Below are 18,175 nucleotides of genomic sequence, written 5' to 3'. Positions count from 1 at the left end.
CTCACTTTCCTTCAGTGATGGCAGAGGCGGTGGCGGTGGGGGCGGTGGAGGCGGTGGGGGCTTCGGCCTCCAGCACCTGGACGATGCGCTGGCGCAGCAGCACCTTGCTCAACTTGCCGGACGCGGTCAGCGGGAACTCCGTGACCACCTCCAGGCGCTCGGGCCACTTGAACTTGGCCAGCCCGGCCTCCTGCAGGAACTGCGTCAGCACGGGCAGGGTCGGTGCCGGCGCGGCCGGCTTGGGAATGATGAAGGCGCAGACGCGCTCGCCGTACACCTTGTCGGGCATGCCGACCACCGCGCAGGCCAGCACGGCCGGGTGTTCCTGGATCACGTTCTCCAGCTCCTCGGCGTTGATCTTCTCGCCGCCGCGGTCGACCACGTCCTTGATGCGGCCGCAGAAGAAGTAGTAGCGCCGGCCGTCGACCACGCGCGAGCTCATCAGGTCGCCGGAGCGGTAGAAGCCGTCGGCGGTGAAGCGGTGCACGTCTTCCTGCTCCGACTTGTAGTAGCCGCGGATGGTGTAAGGACCGCGGAACAGCGCCTCGCCGACCTCGCCGTCGGCGACCTCGTCCTCCGTGCCCGGATGGACGATGCGTACCTCGTCCTGCGCGCACACCGGCCGCCCGACCGAAGCGTCGCGGATTTCCGGCGCGTCGTCGGGGCGGGTGAACATGATCACGCCCTCGGTCATGCCGAAGATATGGCGGGTGGGCGAGCCGGTCAGCCGGGTCAGGTTGGTGGCGTTCTTCGGCGCGATGAAGTTGCGGCGCGCGCGCGCCTGCGCATCGCCCTTGGCCAGCTCCGGCGCGATGCGCATCAGGATCGGGCCCGCCACGCCGAACCAGGTGGGCGCATAGTCGCGCACCAGTCCCTGCAGGTTCTCTTCGCCGATGTCGGGCGACACCGTCACGGTGGCGCCGCTGAGCAGGAAGGGGCCGAAGAAGCAGCCCATGTTGAGGTTGTGCAGGTAGGGCGTGGGGAAGAACAGCACATCCTCCTGCGTGTAGCCGTTGAACGCGGCCACCGCGCGCATGTTGTACAGGTACTCGTTGTGGAAGCGCGGGATGATCTTGGGCACCCCGGTCGATCCGCCCGAGAGCTGGAACACCGCCACCTGGAAGGGCTCGTGGCGCACCGCGGCGAGGCGCTCGCGCGCCGCCTCCAGCGGCATGTCGCGGATCAGGTCCTGCAGCAGCACGGCGCGGCCGCGCCGCTGCCCGCGCGCCTGCAGGATGAAGGCGAGGCTGCCGACCTCCTGCTGCATCGACTCGGCGAAGGCGACGTCGTCGAACTTGGCATCGTCGCCCTGCACGAAGTGCAGGCGGGCCTCGCAGAGATTGCCGAGGTAGCCGATCTCCAGCTTGCGGAAGGCCTGCAGCGAGCACAGCGGAATGATGCCGGCCTTCAGGCAGGCGAAGAAGGTCAGTAGCAGCTCGTTGCAGTTGCCGCACTGGAAGATGGCGCGGTCCAGCGGGCGCATGCCGAGGGCGAGCAGGGCCGCGCCCAGGCGGTCAGTGGCCTCGTCGAGCTGGGCGTAGCTGTACTCGCCCTCCGGGCCCGCCAGGGCCAGGCGCCCGGCGTGCGTGCGGAAGGCGTCCTGGAAGCCGCCGGCGAGCGTCTCGCGGTTCAGCACGCCTTGTTCCATGTAGCGGCGCAGGCGCGCCTCGTCCGGATAGCGGACCCCCTCCAGGAGCACGGATGGCCTGACGCTGTCGATCTGCTGCATGTCTGTCTACCTCTGTCTGTCGTTTTCGGTGTCTCGATCGGTCGATGGCGCCGCCGGGGCGTGGCGGCACACCGGCCCTAAACCATGGTCTCGCGCAGCCATTCCACGATATGCCGCCCGGCCACGCGCTGGCCCGGCTCCTCGTCGCGGCCGAGCGCCATGCCGTGATGGTTGCCGCGCACGCGCAGGTGGCGCTTGTCGGCGGCGGGGATCTGCTCGTAGATGGCGCGGATCTCGGCGGGGAAGGTGCACTGGTCGCCGGTGTACTCGATCAGCAGGGTCGGCTGGTGCAGGCTGCCGAGCGTCTTGTCCAGCGAGGCGTTCGACGACAGCCCCGACCACGTCGACAGCCACGATTCGGGCGTCACCACGCGCGCGAACCCCACGCTGCCCCAGTTGGAGACGAAGGGGTCCCTGCCCCACAGCGAACCGGGCTTGCGGTCCGACGGGTCGAGCGTGGTATCCCAGGCACGCAGGTCGGCGTCGGTGCGCCACACGGTGAAGACCGGCGCGTGCGCGGCGACGCGGCGCTCCAGCTCGCTCGCAGTGCCAGCCTTGACGCGCCGGCGGGCCTCCTGCTTGGCCTGCAGCAAGGCACGCGCATGCGCGTCGATGTGTGCCACGCGCGCCGCCTGCGCCTCGCGGTAACGCGTGACGAACCCGGGCGCATAGCGCGCCTGCCCCGTCTGCGCGTCGTAGCCGTTGGCCGCGGCGAACGGGTCCAGCGCCGGGTCGGCACGCATCGGATCCTGCTCGTCGACCACCGAGGCGTCGAGGCCGCTCATCAGCAGCTTGCCCTGGCCGGGATGCGGCGACACCAGGATCATGCCGTCCACCTCCGGCATGTGCACTTCGCCCAGCAGCGTCGGCCGGCCCGCCGGCGTGCGCGCGATGCGCAGCTCGCGCGGCGTCAGCGCCTGCCGGTTGTAGAAGGTGTAGAGGCCCGCGCCGCCCGAGTTGCCGAGCAGCACGATGCGCTCGTAGCCAAGGTCGCGCAGGTGCGACATGCCCGCCGCCACATCGAGCAGGGCGATCTCGTGCTCCAGCCGCAGGTCGTTGCCGATCGAGCGCGGCCCCTGCACCCAGCAGGCGCAGCCGGCGTCCAGCACGAACGGCACGAGATAGTGCGTGATCGCCATCTCGCGCGGATGCATCAGCGAGACCACGGTGCGCTCCTTGCCGGTGACGGTGAAAAGGAATCCCAGCGTACGCTGCCCGTCGGCGGTGCTCAAGGCATACGGCACCATCTGGTAGGGGCGTGCCATCAGCCGCGCATCCCACGATGCGCCGCGCATCCCCGCCGTCACCTGGGCCTTGTCCTGCTCTGTCACGATGCCGTCTCCTTGGTTCTGGATGCCGCGGCCCCATCGGCCCGGCATTATTGACATAGTCTCAAATAAAGTCGCGTGAAAGTCGCGCAGAAGAGTCACGCTGACGTCGCAGACAGGCGACACAAGCGGCCTCACCGCTGCCTGCAGCAGGATCCGGCACGGCAGGCGCCGTGGAAGCCGGCGTCACGCTTTATTTGATATGCTGTCAAATATCGGCGTTATTTGAATGGATGTCAAATAGTGGTTTCCCCTGAGGCGACCGGAGCGGCCGAGGCAGACAGGGCGCATCGCCAATGCGATCCAGCGTGCGGCAAGGAAAGCCGCCACCTTGCCATCACGCCGCGATGGTGGCCCCGTGGCCCTTATCGACCTCACTCCGTGCCGCAGGATTGCGGTGTGCCGGCAACCTGCTCGCATGGCGAGGGAATCCATCGGAATCGATGAGCGGGAACGGCCGCTTCAGGCCCGGCAATGCAAAACGCCCGATGAGATTCATCGGGCGTTCATCGCCATGGGCCGTCAGGTCCGGATGGCGCGATCAAGACCTGGCAAGCTATATCAGGACTTGACTGCCCCAGTCTTCTACTCGGCGGTAATGACCAGCCGCCCCTGTTCGACAGCGATCCTGACACGCTGCCCGGCCTCGAAGCCCGCGTGCTCGATCCACCGGCCGGCGAGCTTCATCCACGGATAAAGCGGCGGCGTGGAGCGGCTTCTCCCGTTGCGCTGATGGCGTTGCGATTGCTGGATGGTCACAAAACGTTCCGTGACGGGCGAACGTGCCTTAAGATTGGCGTCAGCCATGATCAACTCCTTTGGTGAGTTGGTGGTGGTCAGCGGGCCGCGGGTGTTGGTGCACTCACGGCCCGCGCTTCTTCAGCGGTACTTCGCTGATCCTTATCGATCGGCTCCCGAGTCGCCTCGCGTCGCAGCCGTCTTGACCGCGGGCGTCTGCCTCGCAGCATTCCAGCGCCTCGTCTGGTACTTGATAACGAGGCTGTCGATGACTTCCTTGACAATGGCGCGCTCGTCGTCCGAAAGCTGGCTAACGGCTTCGAACTGCGAGACGAGGTCATCGGATGGAGCACGCTCCCCCTCCTCGAACAGCAGCCAATCGGTCGAGATGGCGAAGGTTCTGGCGATCTTGCGCAAGACTTCTGCGGAAGGCTCGGAAGAGCCGGCCTCATAGCGTTTGATCTGCTGGACGTGGATGCCGATGGCACCGGCCAAGCCTTGCTGCGTCAGGGCACGCGCCTTGCGCAGGGAAATGAGTCGGGCAGACAAGCTCATCGAAGCGAACTCCATGGAAAGTAACGCCATAGCAGTACGCCTCCGGATCGCAGCGCCCTGATGACAGCACCACACCACTTTAGGTACGGAACCAGAACACGTAAATCAACTTCACAAGATTTAACTCAAAAGCAGATTCACGGCCCGCCTTTCCGACGTATGGATCGAACGACTGCAGGCCAAGCGGTAGCCCGGCCTGCCCCGCAGCCGGGCACAGCGATGCGCGCCCCGCCCGGCGATATCAGGCAAGGCTGATCCAGGTGGTCTTCAGGTCGGTGTACTTGTCCAGCGCGTGCAGGGACTTGTCGCGCCCCGAGCCGGACTGCTTGACTCCGCCGAAGGGAACCGTGACGTCGCCGTCCATGTAGCAGTTCACCCAGACCAGGCCCGCCTGCAGCCGGCGCGACACGCGATGGGCGCGCGCCAGGTTCGCCGTCCACAGGCCGGAGCCCAGCCCGTACGGCGAATCGTTGGCCATGCGTACCGCTTCCTCCTCGGTGTGGAAGCGGGTCACGGCCAGCACCGGACCGAAGATCTCCTCGCGCACGATCTTCAGCGCCTGGCTGGGGCATTCGAAGATGGTGGGCTGCAGGTAGAAGCCGCCGCTGTCGGTGCGCACCCGCTCGCCCCCGAGGCGCAGGCGGGCACCCTCTTCGCGGCCCGCGTGCACGTACGACAAGACCCGGTCGAGCTGGGCCCGGTCGACGATGGCGCCCATGGCCGAGGCGGGATCGAGCGGATCGCCCGGCTGCATCGTGGCGGCGCAGGCTTCGAGCTTTGCCATGAAGCGGTCGTAGATGCCGTCCTGCACGTAGAGCCGCGAGCCGGCGATGCAGATCTCGCCCTGGTTGTTGAAGATGCCGACCGCCGCCGCGCGCGCGGCACGGTCCAGGTCGGGACAGTCGTCGAAGACGATGTGCGGCGACTTGCCGCCGCACTCCAGCCAGACACGCTTGAGGTTGGACTGCCCGGCGTACTGCAGGAAACGTTTGCCGGTGGCGGTCGAGCCGGTGAAGGCCACGCAGTCCACGTCCGCATGCAGCCCCAGCGCCTGTCCCGCGACAGCGCCCAGGCCCGGCACCACGTTGAAGACACCGGCCGGGATGCCGGCCAGTTCGGCCAGTTCGGCCAGCCGCAGCGCCGTCAGGGGTGACTGCTCGGCCGGCTTGAGCACCACGCTGTTGCCGGCGGCCAGGGCCGGCGCCACTTTCCAGCTCGCCATCAGCAGCGGATAGTTCCAGGGAACCACCGCGGCCACCACGCCCAGCGGTTCGCGCGTGATGGTCGCCAGCACCTCGGGCGCGGTGGGCGCGATCTCGTCGTAGATCTTGTCGATCGCCTCGGCATACCACGCATAGGTGCGCCCGGCTTCCGGGATGTCGTAGCCGAGGGTGTCGGCGATCGGCTTGCCCATGTCGATCGTCTCGAGCACCGCGAGTTCTTCGCGGTGCGTGTCGACCAGGGCGGCCAGCTTCAGCAGCGCGGCCTTGCGCGCGCTGCGTGGCAGGCCCGACCAGACGCCCTGGTCGAAGGCGCGGCGCGCTGCCGCCACCGCGCGGTCCACGTCGGCCACGCCGCAAGCGGCCACGGCCGCGATGACCTGGCCGGTGGCCGGGTTCACGGTGTCGAAGGTGGCACCGTCGGCGGCATCGGCCCAGCGGCCGTCGATATAGGCCTGGGTGCGCAACGGCACGCGCTCGGCCAGGGCACGCCAGTAAGCGAGGTCTTTCATCTCAGTCATGATGCGTTTCCAGCGGAAGGTAGTCGCATGCGCGGCGCCTCAGGCGCCGGCGGGAAGGCCGGCCCGCGCCACCATGGCGCCGAGCAGCACATTGGCGCCGGCCTCGAGGTGTTCGGGCCTGGCGTCCTCGATCTCGTTGTGGCTGATGCCGTCCTTGCAGGGCACGAAGATCATCGCCGTGGGCGCCACGCCGGCGATGTAGACAGCGTCGTGGCCGGCCCCGGTGACGATGTCCTGGTGCGTGAGACCGCGCGCGGCGGCTTCCGCGCGCACCTGCTCGACCAGTTCCCGCGCGAAGGGAGTCGGCTTGAAGTACTGCACCTGCTGCACGTCGACCGGCAGCACCGCCCCGGTGGTGGTGCCATCGGCCACCGCCGCGCAGGCGGCGCGGAAACGCGCGTCCATCCGCGCGAGCTGCTCCGCGTCTTCATGGCGCAGGTCGACGGTGAAGCGGACGGCGCCGGGAATCACGTTGCGGGAGCCGGGATGGAGGTTGACCACGCCGACCGTGCCGCGCCCGTGCGGGGCGAAGTCGCGGGCGATCTTCACCACTTCCTGCATCAGGAAGGTCGCGCCGAACAGCGCATCGCGGCGCATCGGCATGGGCGTGGGGCCCGCGTGCGCCTCCATGCCGGTCACGGTCACGTCATACCAGCGCACGCCGAGCGAGCCGGTGACGACGCCGATCACGCGGTCGGCGGCCTCCAGCACCGGGCCCTGCTCGATATGCGCCTCGAAGTAGGCACCGACCTCGCGGCCGACCGGCGCGCTGCCGGCGTAACCGATGGCGGCCAGCTCGTCGGCGACGCGCTTGCCTTCGCTGTCGCGCGCCTCCAGCGCCGTCTCCAGCGCAAACACGCCGGCGAACACGCCGGAGCCCATCATCACCGGCAGGAAGCGCGAGCCCTCCTCATTGGTCCAGATGGCCAGCTCCAGCGGCGCCTCGGTGACGATGCCCCGCTCGGCCAGGGTGCGCATCACCTCCAGCCCCGCCAGCACCCCGTAGCAGCCGTCGAACTTGCCGCCGGTCGGCTGGGTGTCGATATGGCTGCCGGTCATGACCGGCGGCAGCGCGTCGTTGCTGCCCGCGCGGCGGCCGAAGATATTGCCCACCTGGTCGACCGTCACGGCCAGCCCGGCCTCGCGCATCCAGCGCACCAGCAGGTCGCGGCCCTGGCCGTCCAGCGCGGTCAGCGCCAGGCGCGCATTGCCGCCCTTCGGGGTGGCCCCGATCGCGGCCAGGTCCATCAGCGCTTGCCACAGGCGCTCGCCGTTGATGTTCAGCGTGTTCATATCCGTGCTCCTTGCTGCGGGTCGTCAGGCTTCGGACTGGCGCGCGAGCGCGTCGGCGCGGATGCCGGACAGGGTCATGCCCGGCGCGATGCCATCGGGGTCATAGCGCAGTTCGAGCAGGGCGGGCAGGCGCTCGGCGTTGGCGAACGCCAACGCGCGTTCGAACGCGGGCCCGAAAGCCGCGTCGCTGTCGACGATCTCACCGTAGCCGCGATAGGCGCGTGCCAGTTCGCTGAACTCGGGATTGTCGAAACCCAGCGCGACGGTGCGGCCCGGGAATTCGCGCTCCTGGTGGGCACGGATGGTGCCCCAGATGCCGTTGTTGAAGACCAGCACGACGATGCCCACACGGTATTGCATGGCCACGCCGAGCTCTTGCAGGTTCATCTGGAAGCAGCCGTCGCCGGCGAAGCAGACCACGGTGCGGCGGGGATCCTCCAGCTTGGCGGCGATGGCGGCCGGCAGGCCGTAGCCCATCGAGCCGACGGTCGGCGCGAGGCTGGTGCCGACGCCGCGGAAGCGGTGATAGGCATGCGGATAGAGGGCGTAGTTGCCCGCGCCGACGGTGAGGCAGGCGTCGGCCGGAAGGTGGTCACGCACGTGGCAGGCGACCTTGTTCAGGTTCAGCTTTCCCGGCGCGGCCTTGGGCTCCTGTCCGGCCAGGTACTCCTCGTGAGCCTCGTGGGCCCGGCGAGCCTGGTATGCGGCGCCGGAACCCGTGCGCTCGCGCGCGGGGGCGAGCCGGTCGACGGCGGCGGCAAACGATGGCGCGTCGGCCACGATCGGCAGCGTCGGGTGGAACACGCGGCCCAGTTCGCCGGCGTCGGGATACACGTGCACCAGGCGCTGCTGCGGCAGCGGGCTGGCGATCACCGAATAGCCCTCCGAAGTGGCCTCGCCCATGCGCGTGCCGACCGCGATCAGCAGGTCGGCCTGCTGCACGCGGCGGCGCAGTGACTCTGGCATGCCCCAGCCGACGTGGCCGGCGAAGTTCGGGTGATGGTTGTCGAAGCATTCCAGCCGGCGCCACGCCACGCCCACCGGCAGGCCGAAGCGTTCGGCAAACCCTTCCATACTGCGCGCGGCCTGCGGCGTCCAGCCCGAGCCCCCCAGCAGCAGGAAGGGGCGCTCGGCGGCGGCGAGCAGGCGCGCCAGTTCGTCCATGGCGTCGGGCGTGGGCGCGGCGTGGGCGCGGCGGTAGCGCGGCACGTCCGGCACGCTGGCCTTGCCCCACAGCGTGTCCTCCGGCAGCGCCAGCACCACCGGGCCGGGACGCCCGCTGGTGGCCACCGCGAAGGCGCGCGCGATGAACTCGGGGATGCGCTCGGTACGGTCGATCTGCGCCACCCACTTGGCCATCTGGCCGAACATGCGGCGGTAGTCGATCTCCTGGAAGGCCTCGCGCTCGGCGAAGTCGTTGCCCACCTGGCCGACGAACAGGATCATCGGCGTCGAATCCTGGTAGGCCGTGTGCACGGCGATGCTGGCATTGGTGGCGCCGGGCCCGCGCGTGACGAAGCAGATGCCGGGCTCGCCGGTCAGCTTGCCGTGGGCCTCCGCCATGTAGCCGGCGCCGCTCTCCTGGCGGCAGACGATGGGCTGGATCTTGTCCTGGTGGTCGTACAGCGCATCGATGCAGGGCAGGTAGCTCTCCCCCGGCACCAGGAACACGCGCTTGACGCCCTGGATGATCAGCTGGTCGATAAGAATCTGGCCGCCGTTGCGCTCTGTCGGCGCCGCTTGCAGTCGCGGCGCTTGCGTGCTGTTGTCTGTGCTCATGTCTGTGCTCTGCTGTCCTTGCGCATCGCCCCCAGCGGACGCGATGCCTGTGAATTCCTGCCCTGCCCGGTGGCGTGCCGCCTGCCCGGCGGTCCACGCCTCCCATGCACAGGTACTTGGTCTCGAGGTACTCCTCGATGCCCAGGCTGGAACCTTCGCGCCCCAGGCCGGATTGCTTGACGCCGCCGGAAGGCCACGCCCGGCAGGCCGGCGCCGGCAGCGGCGTGTCCTCGGCCGGCTCCGGCACACGGCGGATGGCCGCTGCCTCAGCCGAGCAGCGCGTCGGCGAGGATGCCCAGCGCCTCGTCCATCACGGCGTCGGGGATGGTGAGCGGGAACAGGAAGCGGATCACGTTGCCGTCCACGCCGCACGACAGCAGCAGCAGGCCGCGCTCCAGCGCGCGCGCCTGCACCTGGCGCGTGAAATCGGCATCCGGGCTGCCGTCCGCCTGCTTGAACTCGACCGCGATCATGGCGCCGACGCCACGCACCTGCGCGATCTGCGGCACGCGCGAGCGCAGCCCTTCCAGCTTGTCCCGCAGGCGGTCGCCCAGCACCGCGCCGCGGTCCACCAGCTTCTCTTGCTCCAGGACCTCCAGCACGGCCAGCGCCGAGGCCACCGCCAGCGGGTTGCCCGCATAGGTGCCGCCCAGGCCGCCGGGCGCCGGGGCATCCATGAGCTCGGCGCGCCCGCACACGGCCGACAGCGGCATGCCGCCGGCCAGGCTCTTGGCCATGGTGGTGAGGTCCGGCGCCACGCCGTAGTGCTCCATGGCAAACAGCTTGCCGGTGCGGCCGAAGCCGGTCTGCACTTCGTCGGCGACCAGCACGATGCCGTGCTCGTTGCAGAGGGCGCGCAGCGCCTTGACGAAGGCGGCGGGCGCCACATGGAAGCCGCCCTCGCCCTGCACCGGCTCGAAGATGATGGCCGCCACGCGCTTCGGATCGATATCCGACTTGAACAGCTGCTGCAGCGCCTTCAGCGAGTCCTCGACCGACACGCCGTGCAGTTCGCTGGGATAGGGCGCGTGGAAGATCTCGCCCGGGAAGGGGCCGAAGCCCACCTTGTAGGGCGCCACCTTGCCGGTCAGCGCCATGCCCATCATGGTGCGGCCGTGGAAGCCGCCCGAAAAGGCGATCACGCCGGGCCGGCCGGTGGCCGCGCGGGCGATCTTGATGGCGTTCTCCACGGCTTCCGCGCCGGTGGTGAAGAAGGCGGTCTTCTTGGCGAACGCCCCCACCGCGCGCGCATTGATCTTCTCGGCCAGCTCGACATAGCTGGCGTAGGGCACGATCTGGTAGGCGGTGTGGGTGAAGCGCGCCATCTGCTCCTGCATCGCCTGCAGCAGGCGCGGGTGGCGATGGCCCGTGTTCAGCACGGCGATGCCGGCGGCGAAGTCGATGTAGCGCTTGCCTTCGACGTCCCAGATCTCGGCATTGTCGGCCCGCTCGGCGTAGAAATTGCACATCACGCCGACGCCGCGCGGGGTGGCGGCGTCCTTGCGGCGAACCAGGTCTGCATTCCTCATGTCTTGCTCCATGCGTTGCGGCTTGCGCAGCCGCTGTCTCGTGTCCATGCCAACGTCTCGATGGCGGGGCGGCGGGCAGGCGGCCGGCGATGGACCGGCCATGCGGCGCCTGATGGGATCTGGCCGGGCCAATCTGGATTTCGTGGATGGCCCACTCTCCAATTGGGCTGGTGGCCGGACCAATTCTAAGCAGAAGCCTGTGGAGGTGGCAAGATTTTCTTGGAAAGATGCCGCATGGCCGGACCAATAAGATTTGCAAGGTAGCAAACGTGCTCAATAAAGCATCACGCGGCCCGCGACGAGCGCGCCCACGGATCTGCGCCGGTCCGCCCACCGGATACCCCGGCGGGCGCCGCGCCGCAGGCGGTGCCCACCCGAATCGCTTCGGCCTGTCTTTGCCCTATAATTGGCCGGACCATCCGCAGGCCGAGTGCCCCAGGCACGGCCAAGACCCGAGTCCAGATGACGCCCCACCGGCCGTGGCGGCGCCGCACCTCCCGCCCGCACCGCTTATGTCGTCCCTGCAAGCCGTTTCCGCCCAGCGCCTGTATCGATTGATCGCCGACCAGATCGCCAGCAAGATCTCCGCCGGCGAGTTCGCCCCGGGCGAGCGCCTGCCGGCCGAGCGGGAACTGGCGGAGCAGCTCAACGTGGCACGTTCCACGCTGCGCGAGGCATTGATCGCCCTCGAGATCGGCGGCTACATCGAGGTACGCGTGGGCAGCGGGGTCTTCGTCGTCGACCCCAGGGACCGCTCCATGCCGATGAGCACGGACAGCCGGCCGGCCGACGAGGGTGCCGACGGCAGCGGCGCGGCCAACGCCGCCCTGCTGGCCGCCGCGCGCGAGGCCAGTCCGTTCGAGCTGCTGGAAACACGGATGCTGATCGAGCCCGAATGCGCGGCGCTGGCGGCCCAGCAGGGCTCCAAGGAACAGATCGCGGCCATCGAGGAGGCGCATCGGCAGATGAATCCGGACCAATCGCCGGAAGCCAGCGATTTCGCCCATGACCGCGCCTTCCACCAAGCCATCGCCGCGGCCTGCGGCAATGCCGCGCTGGCGTCCATGGTGACGCACGTGTGGGATCTGTGCGAGGCCAGTCCGCTCTATAAGCGCCTAGACAAGCACTTCGTCGATGCCCCGGCCTGGCGCGCCGCCATCGGCGAACACGAACGTATCGTGTCCGCCATCGTGGCGCGGGATCCCATCCGCGCCCGCCACGCCATGTCCTTCCACCTGCTCGCCATCGTCTCGCGGCTGTCCGAGGACATCACCGCCTGAGCCGCGGCGCGGCCAGCGCCGCGCACCGCAACGACCCGCTGACGCACCACCGACGCACCACCGACGCACCACCGACGCACCGCAGCCGGACCGAATCCGGGCCGAATCCGGGCCGCCGGCACCACGGCCGTGCGCGCCACGGTCCCGGCCTCGCCTCTTTGCCGGATCTTGATGCTGGCACACGTCTTGCAATCGGTCAGACCAGCAGCTTGGCCCCGCCCCACATGGCCGGACCACCTGTCCACCAGACCTAGAGAAACTACCTATAACCCAGCCGCTTCGGCTCCGATAGGATATATTGGCCTGACCACCCGCTCAATTCCATCATAGATGGTGAAATAAGCAGCGCTTCACGGCAACCGGCCGGACCAAAAGGCCGGACCACCAGCGGCCATCGGCCAGCCCGGACGGCGCCAGCCAGCGCCAGCGCCTTGCCTAACCCCCTGGATCCCGCACCGGATCCCGCCTTACCGGAAACATCGTCATGACCCCAGACCACGCCTCCCCGACCCCAGCGGAACGCGGCGCCGCCCCCGACAAGATGCGCAGGATCGCCGTCGCCAGCGTCATCGGCACGACGGTCGAGTGGTACGACCTGTTCATCTTCGCCACCGCCTCGGCCCTGGTCTTCAACAAGGTGTTCTTTCCGGCCTTCGATCCGCTGATCGGCACCCTGCTGGCCTTCGGCACCTTCGCTTCCGCCTACCTCGCGCGCATGGTCGGGGCGGCGCTGTTCGGCCACTTCGGCGACAAGGTCGGCCGCAAGTCCATGCTGCTGGTTTCCCTGGTCATGATGGGCGCGGCGACCTTTGCCATCGGCCTGCTGCCCGACTACGCCGCGATCGGCATCTGGGCGCCGATCCTGCTGCTGACCCTGCGCGTGATCCAGGGCCTGGCCCTCGGCGGCGAGTGGGGTGGCGCCGTGCTGATGGCAGTGGAACACGCACCGGCCAACCGCCGCGGCCTGTACGGCTCCTGGGTGCAGATCGGCGTGCCGGCCGGCACCCTGATCGCCAACCTGGCCTTCCTGGCCAGCAACGCCGTGCTGTCCAACGAGGCGCTGCTGTCGTGGGGCTGGCGCATCCCCTTCCTGGCCAGCATCCTGCTGGTCGGCGTGGGCATGTACATCCGCCTCAACACGGCCGAGACCCCGTCGTTCAGCAAGGTCAAGGAAAGCGCGGCACAGGTGAAGGTGCCGCTGGCCGAGGTGATGACCAAGTCGTGGAAGCAGGTGCTGCTGGGCGGCATCGCCACCATGTCGACCGGCACCGCCTTCAACCTGATCGTGGCCTTCGGCCTGACCTACGGCACGCAGACGCTGGGCTTCTCGCGCAACGCGATGCTCGCCATCGCGCTGATCTCCTGCGCGCTGTGCATCGTGCTGCTGCCGCTGTTCGGCCTGCTGTCCGACAAGGTCGGGCGCAAGCCGGTGATCGTCGGCGGCATCATCGCCGAGGCGCTGCTGGCCTTCCCGCTGTTCTGGCTGCTGGACACCAAGGTGTTCGGCCTGGCCCTGCTCGGCTACCTGCTGATGATGAGCGCCTTCGCCGCCAACTACGGCCCGATCGCGACCTTCCTGGCCGAACTGTTCGGCACCAAGGTGCGCTACTCCGGCTTGTCGATCAGCTACATGCTGTCCGGCCTGCTCGGCAGCGCCGCCACCCCCATCATCACCACCGCGCTGCTGTCCGCGACCGGCCGCGGCTCGTCGGTGGCCTGGTACATGATCGGCTCTGCGACGCTGTCGGCCGGTGCCCTGCTGATGCTCGCCGAGACCCTGGCCCGCAATGCGGCCAATGGCAGGGCGCTGGCCGGCTCGGGCGCCGCGCCGCGCTGACACCCGGAGCCCGCTGCCAGTCCTTACCCTGGATTCCCCATCATGCTTGCTGACCACGACCCGGCTCAAGGCCCGGACCAAGACCTGCTGCAGCGGCTGGACCGCATCAGCTTTCCCACCCTCGGCCACTTCCTCGAGGACGGCTTTGCCAGCCACGCGATCCGCACGCTGGTCCCGGGCCTGCGCATCGTCGGACGCGCCGTCACCTTGCGGCTGGCCACGCCCAATGCCTTCGCCGTCAACCGCGCCATCGCAACCTTGCGGCCCGGCGACGTGCTGGTGATCGATCCCTGCGGCGACAGCGCGCATGCGGCGATCGGCGCGGTGACCGGCACCGCGCTGCAATGCGCCGGCGCGCGCGGCGTGGTCAGCGACGGCGTCGTGACCGACATCGCGGAGCTGGGCGGGATGCGGCTGCCGGTGTTCGCCCGCGGCACCAGTGTGCTGACCACCAAGAAGCAGGAGGCCGGGGGCAGCGCCGTCAACGTGCCGGTGCAGTGCGGCGGCGTGACGGTCCACCCCGGGTGGCTGGTGCTGGCCGACGACAATGGCGTGCTGTTCCTGCCCGCCGAGGTGGCGGCCGCCCATGTCGACCAGGCGCTGGCCTCGGACCAGGCCGAGCCGGCCATCCTCGCGCGCCTGCGCGCGGGCGAGCCCGCCTCGGCGGTGCTTCAGCTTGCCCCGTAACGCGTCCGCCATGCCTTCACAAGACACCCCCTGCCGCCCGCGCCCGCCGATCCTGCGGCGCAGCTGGCTGTTCGTGCCCGGACTGGACGCGGCGCGGCAGCAGGCCGGCCTCGACAGCGGCGCCGATGTCCTGGTCGCCGACCTGGAAGAGTTCACCGCGGCCGAGGACCGCCCCGCCGCGCGTGCCCGCATCGTCGCGCTGATGGCGGCGTGCCGCCAACGCGGCACGGTCGGCGCCGTGCGCATCAACCTGCTCGAGCGCGATGGCGGCGACGACCTGCGCGGCGTCATGCCGGGCGCGCCGACGGCGATCCTGCTGCCGCACGTCGAGCGTGCCGAGCAGATCCGTGCCCTGGACGCCGAGATCGGCGCGCTGGAGCAGGCGCTCGGCCTCCCGGCCGGCGCCACCGAGATCGTGCCGACCCTGGAATCGGCACGCGGCCTCGTCAATGCCGGCGCGATCCTGTCGGCCAGCGCGCGCGTCAGCGCCTGCCTGCTGGCCGCCGAAGACCTGAGCGCCGACCTGGGCGTGGTGCGCGGACCGGATGGCATCGAACTGCGGCACATCCGCGCGCGCTTTCTCGTCGATTGCATCGCCGCCGGCTGCGTGCCGATCGACTGCCCGTTCAGCTACCGCGACACCGCCGCCCTGCAGGCCGACCTCGAATGGGCGCGGCGCATCGGCATGAAGTCGCGCTGCACGGTCCTGCCCGCGCAGGTCGCCTCCATCCACGCGGCCTTCACGCCGTCCGCGCAACAGGTCGCCGATGCCGAAGACCTGGTGCGGCGCCACGCGGCGGCGCAGCAGGACGGCGGCGGCAGCGGCCAGGCCGCGGCGGTCGATCCGCCCGACTACCACACCGCGCGCCGCACGCTGGCCCGCCATGCCAGCCTGCTGGCCTGGCAGCGGGGATCGGCGCCGTAGCGCCGGCCGCTCGCGCGCCGTCCCGTCGCTGGCCACCGGCCGCCGATGCCCCGGGCAGCACCCGCCGCCCGGAGCCTCACGCCTCCAGTTGCTCCAGCACCTTGCCCTTGGTCTCGATGCCGAGCCGATGCACCACCACCGCGGTCAGCAGCGGCACCAGCGCCAGCGCCAGGAAGGCGTGGTCGATCTTGCCGCTGCCGATGGTGCCCGCCACGAAGGTGGGGGCGACGATGGCGCCGAGCTTGAGCCAGGCGCCGCCGAAGCCGCAGGCGGTGGCGCGGATGCTGGTGGGATAGAGCTCAGGCGTGTAGACGTAGGCCGTGATGAAGCCGCTGGCCAGCAGGCCCATGGCCAGCGCGCAGAAGGTGGCGACCACGTACAGCGAGCTGTCGTGGAACACGCCGGCCAGCCCCAGCGACAGCGCGCACAGCAGGAAGGACACATTGATCACCGGCTTGCGCCCGACCTTGTCGACCAGCATGGCGCAGGCCAGCGAGCCCAGCACGCCCAGCACCGAGGCGGCGGCGGCGAGGTTCAGCGCGAGCTGCAGCGGCGCGTGGTAGACGGTCTTGTAGATGGTGGGCAGCCAGGTCGAGAGGCCGTACTGGATGAAGCCGCAGGTGGCCCACAGCATCCACACCGCCAGCGTGCGGCCGCGGTAGGCGCGGCCGAGCAGGTCCTTGACGCTGCGGCGCGGGTGTTTCTGCATCAGGGCATCGTAGTCGCGCTCGCCGTCCAGCGGCGGCAGCGGGCCCTTGGCGCGCGCTTCGAAGACGGCCAGCGCGGCATCGGCCTCGGCCAGCCGGCCCCGTTCGGCCAGCCAGCGCGGCGATTCGGGCACGGCGCGCGGCAGGATGAAGAGCAGCACCAGCGGCACACCGCCGATGAAGTACATGATCTCCCAGCCGAAGCGCGGCACCAGCCAGGCGCCGACGGCATTGGACACCAGCAGGCCGATCGGGAACACCACTTCGTACAGCAGCACGAAGCGGCCGCGGCCGTGGGCGCGCGTGACCTCGTTGATGTAGGTGGCGGCCACCGGCAGTTCGCCGCCCAGCCCCAGGCCCTGGATGATGCGCAGCGCGGCAAACATCTCGAACGAGGTGGAGAAGCCGCAGGCGATGCTCATCAGGCCGATGATGCCCGCGCTCCAGCCGATGGTGCGCAGGCGCCCGATGCGCTCGGCCAAGGCCGGGAACAGCAGGGTGCCGAGCAGCTGGCCGAAGGCCGGCGCGCCGATCAGGAAGGCGACCTGGGCCGGCGACAGCGACCACTGGGCGATCAGCAGCGGCAGCGTGGCGGCGATGACGATGACGTCGAAGCCGTCGAAGAAGGTGGCCAGGCCGATCAGCAGGCGCGCGCGCACATGCATGGCGTTGCCGGGCATGCGCTCGATGCGCGCGACGATCTGGCCTGGAGTGGTGCCGGCGGCCGCGGCCTGGCCGGCCGGCATCGCGTCGCGCGGCAGGCCGGGCGGCGGGGCGGACACGCTGGCGCCGTCGGCGGCCAGGGGGGCGGTTTCTTGTCTCTGGATCAACACGCTATGCCTTTCGTGGTGTCGGCCGGGGGCGCGCGGCTGGTGGGCCGGCGCGCGAGCGGCGTTTGGCAGGGCGGCCTGCGCGAGCGGCGGGATGCCTGCGCGTGCCTCCGGTCTACTGACGGTCTGGAACCGCCGTGCCGGATGTCCCGATGCCGGGATCGTGCCGCCGGCGCGCGGCCGGCGGCGTCTCATGCCTGGAGTGGCTGCTCTCGTGCGTCTCCGCGAGCCTTACAGGTCGAGCACGAGCCGCGCGCCCTTGCAGCCGGACACGCATACCATCATGGTCTTGCCGGATTCGCGCTCGTTCTTGCTGAGCACGCTGTCACGGTGCTCCGGCACGCCTTCCAGCACGCGCGTCTCGCAGGAACCGCAAACACCTTCGCGGCAGCTGTGGTCGACGTCGACGCCGGCTTCCAGCAGCGCATCGAGCAGGGCCTTGCCGGACGGCACCGTCAGGTGCTTGCCGCAGCGTGCCAGCTCGACCGTGTAGGCGCCGTCCTGCACGGCCGACACGGCCGGATCGGCGGCAAAGCGCTCGATGTGCACGTGCTGGTGGCCGTGGCCGGCGCAGGCGGCCTCGAAGGCCTGCAGCATCGGGCCCGGCCCGCAGCAGTAGAAATGCGTGTCGGCGCCATGGCCTGCCAGGCGCGCCGGCAGGTCGGGCGGGCCGCCCTGCACGTCGTCGAAATGCACGCGCAGCGCATCGCCGTACTGTTCCAGTTCATCGAGGAAGGCGGCCTCCTCGCGCGAGCGGGCGCAGTAGACCAGCTCGAAGGAGCGGCCGAGCTGCGCCAGCCGGCGCGCCATGCAGGCGATCGGCGTGATGCCGATGCCGCCCGCCACCAGCACGGTGTGGGCCGCGCCCTCGTCCAGTTCGAAGTGGTTGCGCGGCACGCCCACCGTCAGCGTGCTGCCCACGCGCAGCTGCTCGTGCACATAGCGCGAGCCGCCGCGGCTGGCGCGGTCGTTGAGCACGCCGACCACGTAGCGGTCGCGCTGCTCGGGGGCGCCGCACAGCGAGTAGCTGCGCACCAGTCCGTTGCCCAGGTGCAGGTCGATATGCGCGCCGGGCGTATAGGCCGGCAGTTCGCTGCCGTCGACGGCGCGCAGTTCCACGCTGACGATGCCGCGTGCCTCGTAGCGCATGGCCTGCACGCGCATCGTCAAGGTCTGGCTGGTACTCATGACTGTCTTCCTTCCTGCTGTTGCCGCGG

The 18,175-nt window shown here is 69.8% G+C and carries 14 protein-coding genes and 1 pseudogene; 4 read left to right on the top strand and 11 right to left on the bottom strand.

Features of this window, described 5'->3' with window-relative positions; translation table 11 throughout:
* Position 1: 1 nt before the first annotated feature.
* The 9 genes and pseudogenes from BKK79_RS26560 to gabT form a co-directional block, all read right to left on the bottom strand.
* On the bottom strand, positions 2-1,729 hold the full coding sequence (locus tag BKK79_RS26560; protein ID WP_071039264.1) for an AMP-binding protein: 1,728 nt from the start codon (positions 1,727-1,729) through the stop codon (positions 2-4).
* 77 nt (positions 1,730-1,806) lie between these two features.
* Complete coding sequence (locus BKK79_RS26555) at positions 1,807-2,994, bottom strand: alpha/beta hydrolase (RefSeq protein WP_071040380.1); 1,188 nt, start codon at positions 2,992-2,994, stop codon at positions 1,807-1,809.
* Between the two features lie 648 nt (positions 2,995-3,642).
* On the bottom strand, positions 3,643-3,864 hold the full coding sequence (locus BKK79_RS26550) for a SymE family type I addiction module toxin (protein WP_071039263.1): 222 nt from the start codon (positions 3,862-3,864) through the stop codon (positions 3,643-3,645).
* Positions 3,865-3,957: 93 nt separating this feature from the next.
* Entirely contained in the window at positions 3,958-4,365 is a 408-nt protein-coding gene (locus BKK79_RS26545; RefSeq protein ID WP_198173400.1) for a helix-turn-helix domain-containing protein, read from the bottom strand.
* A gap of 226 nt (positions 4,366-4,591) precedes the next feature.
* Complete coding sequence (locus BKK79_RS26540; RefSeq protein WP_071039261.1) at positions 4,592-6,091, bottom strand: aldehyde dehydrogenase; 1,500 nt, start codon at positions 6,089-6,091, stop codon at positions 4,592-4,594.
* 39 nt (positions 6,092-6,130) lie between these two features.
* Entirely contained in the window at positions 6,131-7,384 is a 1,254-nt protein-coding gene (locus BKK79_RS26535) for a Zn-dependent hydrolase (RefSeq protein ID WP_071039260.1), read from the bottom strand.
* A 24-nt stretch (positions 7,385-7,408) separates the two neighbouring features.
* On the bottom strand, positions 7,409-9,163 hold the full coding sequence (locus BKK79_RS26530) for a thiamine pyrophosphate-binding protein (RefSeq protein ID WP_071039259.1): 1,755 nt from the start codon (positions 9,161-9,163) through the stop codon (positions 7,409-7,411).
* A gap of 88 nt (positions 9,164-9,251) precedes the next feature.
* Positions 9,252-9,356, bottom strand: a pseudogene (locus tag BKK79_RS42155) (aldehyde dehydrogenase family protein); the annotation flags it as partial.
* A gap of 73 nt (positions 9,357-9,429) precedes the next feature.
* A complete protein-coding gene (gene gabT, locus BKK79_RS26525; protein ID WP_071040379.1) occupies positions 9,430-10,692 on the bottom strand; it encodes a 4-aminobutyrate--2-oxoglutarate transaminase in 1,263 nt (420 codons plus the stop codon).
* 512 nt (positions 10,693-11,204) lie between these two features.
* On the opposite strand from gabT, the gene BKK79_RS26520 reads away from it, so the two are divergent.
* From BKK79_RS26520 to BKK79_RS26505, 4 genes are all read left to right on the top strand, one after another.
* Positions 11,205-11,972: a FadR/GntR family transcriptional regulator gene (locus tag BKK79_RS26520; protein ID WP_071039258.1), complete on the top strand. Its 768-nt coding sequence runs from the start codon at positions 11,205-11,207 to the stop codon at positions 11,970-11,972.
* A gap of 484 nt (positions 11,973-12,456) precedes the next feature.
* Entirely contained in the window at positions 12,457-13,809 is a 1,353-nt protein-coding gene (locus BKK79_RS26515) for an MFS transporter (protein WP_071039257.1), read from the top strand.
* Positions 13,810-13,851: 42 nt separating this feature from the next.
* On the top strand, positions 13,852-14,496 hold the full coding sequence (locus tag BKK79_RS26510) for an RraA family protein (RefSeq protein WP_071039256.1): 645 nt from the start codon (positions 13,852-13,854) through the stop codon (positions 14,494-14,496).
* A 10-nt stretch (positions 14,497-14,506) separates the two neighbouring features.
* On the top strand, positions 14,507-15,421 hold the full coding sequence (locus BKK79_RS26505; RefSeq protein WP_071039255.1) for an HpcH/HpaI aldolase/citrate lyase family protein: 915 nt from the start codon (positions 14,507-14,509) through the stop codon (positions 15,419-15,421).
* A 76-nt stretch (positions 15,422-15,497) separates the two neighbouring features.
* Here the strand turns inward: BKK79_RS26505 and BKK79_RS26500 are convergent, their stop codons facing one another.
* Both BKK79_RS26500 and BKK79_RS26495 read right to left on the bottom strand, forming a co-directional pair.
* Entirely contained in the window at positions 15,498-16,874 is a 1,377-nt protein-coding gene (locus BKK79_RS26500) for an MFS transporter (protein ID WP_071021918.1), read from the bottom strand.
* Positions 16,875-17,189: 315 nt separating this feature from the next.
* Positions 17,190-18,146, bottom strand: a complete 957-nt coding sequence (locus BKK79_RS26495; protein ID WP_071039254.1) for a PDR/VanB family oxidoreductase — start codon at positions 18,144-18,146, stop codon at positions 17,190-17,192.
* Between the last annotated feature and the right edge of the window lie 29 nt (positions 18,147-18,175).

The organism is Cupriavidus sp. USMAA2-4, from assembly GCF_001854305.1.
GTDB lineage: Bacteria > Pseudomonadota > Gammaproteobacteria > Burkholderiales > Burkholderiaceae > Cupriavidus > Cupriavidus malaysiensis.
This window is presented reverse-complemented; position numbering and strand designations above follow the sequence as displayed.